The organism is Escherichia sp. E10V10 (assembly GCF_004211985.1).
Taxonomy (GTDB): Bacteria; Pseudomonadota; Gammaproteobacteria; order Enterobacterales; family Enterobacteriaceae; genus Escherichia.
On record NZ_RHJO01000043.1, the window covers coordinates 1 to 1835 of the forward strand.

3 protein-coding genes are annotated in these 1835 nt (G+C 43.1%); all 3 read right to left on the bottom strand.

The window, feature by feature from the left end; genetic code table 11:
- Positions 1-166 (bottom strand): transposase family protein (locus D9736_RS22885; RefSeq protein ID WP_130259244.1); only part of this gene is annotated, 166 nt, incomplete at its 3' end.
- A gap of 482 nt (positions 167-648) precedes the next feature.
- Positions 649-1044: a hypothetical protein gene (locus tag D9736_RS22895; protein WP_130259245.1), complete on the bottom strand. Its 396-nt coding sequence runs from the start codon at positions 1042-1044 to the stop codon at positions 649-651.
- 1 nt (position 1045) lies between these two features.
- Positions 1046-1835: RHS repeat-associated core domain-containing protein (locus D9736_RS23690; RefSeq protein WP_240779376.1), on the bottom strand; the 790-nt coding region annotated here is incomplete at its 5' end.

Genomic DNA, 1835 nt, shown 5'->3' on the forward strand with positions numbered 1-1835 from the left:
CGAGATGTGTTTCCCCAAAATTCTCTATATCTTCCCATCCTTCTGCACCAGAAATAACGGCACAAATAGTCAACAGTAGAATATCCGATAATTTATGTTCCACTTTCCAGGCTTGTCTGTAATCGGGAATAATAGAAATATGTTCCATCAATTTTTTAAGTTCCATTTTGCTCTCCTTAATTATGTAAGGAGTATTTGATCATGTATAAGTAATAAAAAACAGCTTCAGGTAATGAGGAATATCTCAATTTTTAAACATAAAATGCGAATTATTTAGTACAAAAAGTGTACTTCTGATGATCTTTCCCTGGGCATGAGCCGCTGCCTCTCTCGCTCTTTTTCTTGTGGAATGGCGAGTTGATTTATTTTGAGGACGTCCACACCACGTTCTTCGTAAACCTAATGGGTCTGTATACGACAGCGGATTAGGCGCATAAGCATAGAAGTTTATTCCCCCCGCCAGCCCTATCGGATCGGGTTACGTAAATGTTCCACAGTCCGAGTCGTAGTACCTCAGAAGGTTGCAGTGCAATCCCGCCTTGCGACATCAAGGCATAGTTTCAGAAAAAGTAAGGCGCAATCACCATACCCCAATTCACTGGGTGCTAAATAATATCTGGTAACATCCCTTATTTCAATTCTATTTCATTACAACTTCTTTGCTTTCCATATTCTTTGCGCAGCTAAAAAAGATACTCCTTTGAACCAAGACGCACATTCAATAACTTGTTCCCATGAATATATTTTATGTGAGCTAAATTTTATCGATTCATCTTGATTCATTATCTCAATAAAATAATATCCTTTATTATAATCTCTTTTTTCTATTCGATCTTCAGCTCTTGCCGGACGTATAGAAATAACACAATCATCTAATAAACAAAATCTTTTCTTTATAATCGCATCATCTTGGTTCCATGGATTTGTACTTGCCATTTGTTCTGATTGTTTCAGCTCATTCACTACTGTATACCAAATAGCTTCGGTATCACTTGCCTTTGCATTCTCTCTATCAGACTCGGATCTAAATATAATTTTGTCCATTTTAATAATCCAAATGTAAATTACTTAAAATACCCTCTGCCTCATTCCAGGCATTGACATGGGAACCAGCCCCGAATTCAGGATGTCCTAAAATGTCATCACGCCACCCCGCAGTTCCACTTGCGTTTGTAGCACCTATACGTCCTTGAGAATCTTTCCACGTATATGGACCACCTCTGAAGTCAGGCTTTCTTGTTATGATACGATCAGAACCGAGATTCCCTGCTATTTCTGATGCAGCCTGTCTTGCAGCTCGACGATTAGGCATCTGATATCGATTCTCAGCGGTCTGAATCCCGCCATGCTTTTTGATAATATCTTCAGCACGTTTCTGGCCTGTACTACTAGAGAAACATGATTTTAGCCCAAGTGGATCAATCCACCCCAGCGGATTCGGCGCGTATTGGTATAAGTTTATTCCACCAAGCAGCCCTATCGGATCCGTAACTATGAACCGCCCGACATCCGGATCATAGTACCTGTGCAGATTGTAGTGCAGCCCCGTTTCCCTGTCGAGGTACTGTCCCTGGTAGCGCAGGTTCTGCTCCACCCTGCCGTGGTCCTTCTCCTGTATCGTGTTACCCCAGACCTGATACCCCGTCTCCCACACGATTCTCCCGTCACTGTCCGTCATCTCTTCCGGTGCGCCGTTCACATCCGTGTGAAAATACAGTATCCGGTTCGGTCCCTCTTTGCCCGCCTTATCCACCCGCGCCAGCGGTTCATAACTTCCCTGGTCCCTGTAGATATACAGGCTGCCTGTTCCCTCTGGCCTGCTCTCCTGCGCCAGC

Excerpts from the sequence above, each read along its gene's own strand:
- D9736_RS22895 (WP_130259245.1), bottom strand. The coding sequence starts at position 1,044 with ATGGACAAAATTATATTTAGATCCGAGTCTGATAGAGAGAATGCAAAG.